Source organism: Lysobacter hankyongensis (assembly GCF_039543145.1).
GTDB lineage: Bacteria > Pseudomonadota > Gammaproteobacteria > Xanthomonadales > Xanthomonadaceae > Lysobacter_I > Lysobacter_I hankyongensis.
Genome location: NZ_BAABJE010000013.1, coordinates 1 through 3,962 on the forward strand (window position 1 = coordinate 1; position 3,962 = coordinate 3,962).

Genomic DNA, 3,962 nt, shown 5'->3' on the forward strand with positions numbered 1-3,962 from the left:
CTCCCGTTGCTGGCGACCACTTCACTGGCCTGCCCGGTCACCGTCAGGGTCGGGCGGTTCATGCGACCGCCTCGGCGACCTGCCGGGCATCGGCGGCGAGGCTGCCGATGCCGCCGGAGCGCAGGCGAAGTTCCAAGTTGGTCGGCGTCACGATGACCCGCTCCACCAACAGCCGGACCAGCCGCTGCTGTTCGGTGGGGAACAGTTGCTCCCACACCCGGTCGACCTGCGCCATCGCCACCGTAACCTGCGCTTCGTCCAGGGTCGGGTCGAGCTCAATCGCTTGCGGGATCATCGCCTCGATCATCTCCGGGACACGCAACAGTTGGCGCAGTCACCCAACCACGGCGGCCTCCAGTTCGGCCGCGGGCTGGCGCGGCAGGCCCGACGTGCCCCGCCCCTCGTGGATGTCGCGCGTGCTCAGGTAGTACCGGTAGGTGCGGCCATTGGACTTGGTCGTGTGCCACGGGGAGAGGGCGCGGCCGTCGGGACTGGTCAGCAGACCCTTCAACAGGAAGTCGACCTTGCCGCGCGAACTGGCGGAACGGACCCGGCCGTTGATCTGCAGCAACGCATGCGCTTCGTCCCAGAGCGCCCTATCGATGATCGCCGGATGCGTGCTCTGGGTTCCACCCCGAAATCACGGACGGTTTTGAATGAACCGAGAACTTCCGGCCCTGCCTGGCGGCCGGTCATCGGACTGACAAGGTTCGAGGGCGATCCGACGAGGAACTCGCTCGGCCGCACTTGGGCGGACTTGAGTCCGGCCTCAGTGATCGCGTACCCTGTTTGAGATGCGTTCTCATCTCGCCAGAGCCAAACGATTCCTGCGCGCCAGTCTGCTGGCGTTGCTGGTGCTCGGGCTGATGATTCGACCCGTGCTGTCCGGCCTGTCGGAAATGCATGCGGCCGATCACGCGATGGCCATCGGGGAGCATGCGGACGGCCACCCGCATCCAGAGGATCACGCGCCGCCTTCGCAAGCGGATGACGGTACGCCGATGGAGGATCACACTTCTGGAACCCATGGGCTAATGCACCAGCCCGGCGGCCATAACACGCTTGAACTGGTCGCCGAGATCCGAATTCCATCCGCTCCGCGCGCGGTAGAGAACCCGCCGGACTTGGCCCGAAGCGGGCTACCCCTACAGCCCCCGTCCACCCCCTTCCGACCTCCCATCGCCTGACGACGCCCCGACCGCCCTTGGCGGTCCCTCGCCGTTGTCTGCCGATCCTGGAGGTTTCCGTGAAATCCCGCTGTCTGCTTGCCCTGGCCTTGGCCGGGGCCTGCGGCATTGCCCAACCCGGGCAGGCCGCCGAACCCTTGCGTCTGGAAGACGCCATCGCCCGCGCCGTCGCCGCCAACCCGGCCCTGGCCGCCGAATCCGCCCAATTGGACGCCGCCCGGGCGCGCGCCCAGCATGACGCCCTGCCGACGCCCTACATCGTGGGCGGCGATCTGGAAAACGTCGCCGGAAGCGGTGCCCTGAGCGGTGTGCGCTCGGCCGAAACGACTCTGCGCGTAGGTCGCACCATCGAGTTGGGGGGCAAGCGCAGTGCCCGAATCTCGCTGGGTGACGCCGAAATTGCCCGCCAGCAGCACACGGCGAACACGGCCCGTCTGGAAATCGAGAGTCGTACCCGGACGCGCTATATCGAAGTCCAGGCCGATCAGGCCCGACTCCAAGCCGCCCGCGAACAAGTCGCATTGGCGGAGCGCACGCGGCGTGAAGTCGCCGGCTGGGTCGCGGCGGCGCGGAACCCCGAGTCGGATCTGCGTGCAGCCGAGATCGCGGTAGCCGAGGCCGAACTGGCGCGCGAGCATGCCGAGCATGAGCTGGCCAGCGCCCGATTGACGCTGGCCGCCAGTTGGGGCGCTTTTTCGCCTGACTTCGATCAGGTCGACGGCGATCTGACGCCGCTCCCGCCCGTGGAGCCGTTCGAGGCCCTGGCGGGCCGCCTGCCGGAGTCGCCCGCACAACGCGCTGCGCGTCTGGACGCCGACCGCATCGCGGCGCGTCGGCGCTTGGCGGAAGCATCCGCCAAGCCGGATCTGCAGGTCAGCTTGGGCGTGCGTCGATTGGAAGCACTCGACGATCAGGGCCTCGTGATGTCGGTATCGGTGCCGCTGGGCACTCGGCAACGCGCGGCCTTTTCGGTCGCGGAAGCCGACGCGGAACTTGCCGCGCTCGACGCCCGGCGCGAAGCGGATCGCATCGAGCGGTACCAGGCACTGTTCGAGACCTATCAGGAGCTGCTGCACGCACGCACCGAGTACGAATCGCTGCGCACGAAGATGCTGCCGAAAGCCGAACAGGCACTGGCCTTCACCCGACGCGGCTTCGAGGCCGGTCGTTTCTCGTTCGTGTCGGTGGCGCAGGCGCAGAAGACGTTGTTCGACCTGCGTAAGCGCAGTGTCGATGCCGCCGCCCGTTACCACACCCTGCTGATCGAGGTGCAACGCCTCGCCGCCGTTGCCCCGGAGACCGCCCCATGATGCGCATCCTGTCCCTGTTCATTCTGAGCCTTGCGCTCGTCGCTTGCGGCGACAAGACGCCGGATACCTCCAAAGCCGAAGGCGGCCATGCGGCGCCGGCTGCGGAATACGAGCGCGGCCCGCATCGGGGCCGGATGTTGCGCGACGGCGATTTCGCCATCGAAGTCACGATCTTCGAGTCCAACGTGCCGCCCGAATACCGGCTGTATGCCTACCGTAACGACAAGCTACTGCCGCCGGCCGAGGTACAGGCGACGGTCGAACTCAAACGGCTCGATGGCGAAACCAATCGCTTCGCGTTCAAGCCCGAAGGCGACTACCTGCGCGGCAATGGCGTGGTGACCGAGCCGCACTCGTTCGATGTGAAGGTCACCGCGAATCACGCCGGCAAGGCGCACGCGTGGGTCTACGACTCCTACGAAGGCCGCGCGACGATCCCCGACGCGATCGCCAAGGACGCGGGCGTCAAGACCGAGACCGCAGGCGGCGCGGTGATCCGAGACACCGTGCAGTTGATGGGGACTGTCGCGCTGGACCAGAACCGGCATGCGCAGATCAAAGCACGGTTCCCGGGGATCGTCCGCGCGGTGCAAGTCCGAGAAGGCCAACAAGTGCGTCGGGGTCAGACGCTCGTGGTCGTCGAAGGCAACGAGAGCATGCGCACCTATCCGGTCACCGCGCCGTTCGACGGCGTCGTCCTCGCGCGCAACACCAATGTCGGCGATGTCGCCAACGACAACACCTTGATCGAACTGGCGAACATGGGCGAGGTGTGGGTCGAATTGCACGCGATCGGCCGCGACGCATCCAAGCTCTCGGTCGGCCAGGAGGTACGGATCAAGTCGGCGACCGGCGACGCAGAGCAATCCGCGAAGATCGAAACCCTGCTGCCGCTCGCAACCCGCGGCCAGAGCGTCGTCGCCCGCGTCAGCATTCCCAACCCCTCGGGACAGTGGCGACCCGGGATGACGGTCTCGGCCGAGGTCACGGTCGATGCCCGCGAAGTGCCGCTCGCGGTGCGCGAATCGGGTCTGCAACATTTCCGCGATTTCACTGTGGTGTTCGCCAAGATCGGCGACACCTACGAGGTGCGGATGCTCGAAGTGGGCGATCGCGACGGCGAATGGGCCGAAGTGCTGGGTGGCCTGAAACCGGGCACGCCGTATGTGACCGAACAAAGCTATCTGATCCGCGCGGACATCGAAAAGTCCGGCGCCAGTCACGATCATTGAGGCCGCCATCATGTTGGAACGCATCATTCGCGCGTGCATCGCGCACCGATGGCTGGTCCTGCTGCTGGCGACGGGTCTGTCCGCGCTGGGGTTCTGGAATTACAGCCGTTTGCCCATCGACGCCGTACCAGACATCACCAACGTCCAGGTGCAGATCAATACCGAAACGCCCGGCTATTCGCCGCTGGAGGCCGAACAGCGCGTCACCTTCCCGGTCGAAACCGCGTTGGCCG

The 3,962-nt window shown here is 66.6% G+C and carries 6 protein-coding genes; 4 read left to right on the top strand and 2 right to left on the bottom strand.

Annotated elements, in window-relative coordinates:
* Positions 1 to 58: 58 nt before the first annotated feature.
* Positions 59 to 307, bottom strand: coding sequence for a hypothetical protein (locus tag ABD974_RS12310; RefSeq protein WP_345303635.1), 249 nt, complete (start codon positions 305 to 307; stop codon positions 59 to 61).
* Between the two features lie 27 nt (positions 308 to 334).
* On the bottom strand, positions 335 to 571 hold the full coding sequence (locus ABD974_RS12315) for a hypothetical protein (protein ID WP_345303636.1): 237 nt from the start codon (positions 569 to 571) through the stop codon (positions 335 to 337).
* A gap of 223 nt (positions 572 to 794) precedes the next feature.
* On the opposite strand from ABD974_RS12315, the gene ABD974_RS12320 reads away from it, so the two are divergent.
* The 4 genes from ABD974_RS12320 to ABD974_RS12335 all read left to right on the top strand — a co-directional run.
* Entirely contained in the window at positions 795 to 1,187 is a 393-nt protein-coding gene (locus ABD974_RS12320; protein ID WP_345303637.1) for a hypothetical protein, read from the top strand.
* A 59-nt stretch (positions 1,188 to 1,246) separates the two neighbouring features.
* Positions 1,247 to 2,497: a TolC family protein gene (locus ABD974_RS12325; protein ID WP_345303638.1), complete on the top strand. Its 1,251-nt coding sequence runs from the start codon at positions 1,247 to 1,249 to the stop codon at positions 2,495 to 2,497.
* Positions 2,494 to 3,729 (top strand): efflux RND transporter periplasmic adaptor subunit, encoded by a 1,236-nt coding sequence (locus ABD974_RS12330; protein WP_345303639.1) that lies wholly within the window; start codon positions 2,494 to 2,496, stop codon positions 3,727 to 3,729. The genes ABD974_RS12325 and ABD974_RS12330 overlap by 4 nt, the downstream gene beginning before the upstream one ends.
* Positions 3,730 to 3,739: 10 nt before the next feature.
* Positions 3,740 to 3,962 (top strand): efflux RND transporter permease subunit (locus ABD974_RS12335; protein ID WP_345303640.1); only part of this gene is annotated, 223 nt, incomplete at its 3' end.